This window comes from Actinocrinis puniceicyclus (assembly GCF_018283645.1).
GTDB classification, from domain to species: domain Bacteria; phylum Actinomycetota; class Actinomycetes; order Streptomycetales; family Catenulisporaceae; genus Actinocrinis; species Actinocrinis puniceicyclus.
The window spans coordinates 1-650 of record NZ_JAGSXH010000369.1 but is presented as its reverse complement, the minus strand read 5'-3'; the positions used below and the strand labels follow the sequence as shown (position 1 = coordinate 650).

General features: G+C 69.5%; 1 protein-coding gene. It reads right to left on the bottom strand.

All coding sequences use genetic code 11. The features are described 5' to 3' along the window. Window positions 1–530, bottom strand: a 530-nt coding sequence (locus KGA66_RS29330; RefSeq protein ID WP_211472896.1) for a transposase, incomplete at its 3' end; no start/stop codon positions are given. Window positions 531–650 lie beyond the last annotated feature (120 nt).

The following is a 650-nucleotide window of genomic DNA, read 5'->3' as shown; positions in this document are numbered from 1 at the left end:
TGGAAGCCGAAGGTCATCTTGAACGTGCCGGCCGCGCCCTGCTTCTTGCTGGAGGACTCGATGATCGTGGCGTCCAGGTCGATCACGACCCAGCCCGTCAGGAGTTTTCCCGCCACCACCAGCCACGGGAACCCCCGCTCGGTCGCGGCGATCAGATCCCACACGTGCGCGCGCACCCGGGCTCGGGCCTTGGCGATCCGTTCCAGCAGCACCGCGTCGAAGGGCTCGAGCGTGCGGCGCACGGTGGAGTCCGACGCCGGCGCCCCGAACAGCGCGGCCTGGTGCGCGAGCAACGCGATCTCGCTCATGCTCGTGGCGCCCAGCGCGATCGCCACCGCGAGCTGCACCAGCACCACGCCCCGGTCCCAACCCGGCGGCACGCCACGCCGGCTCAGGGCGTGTGAAAGAGCGCCGGTCAGCCCGGTGCGATCCGCGCACGCGCGCAGCAGCACCGCCCCGGCGTGGCCCACCAGGCCCCGCCCGTCGGCGGCCACCGAAAGCCGCCGGTCCCACCCGGTAGTGTTGGACACCAGAAAGGTGCACCCGTTCCCTGTATGGACATGATCTAGGCAATCACATCCTTGCAGGCCGGGCGCACCTTTCGCATCTCAGCGGGCTGCATTACGAACTACGTCACGAATAGCCAGGGT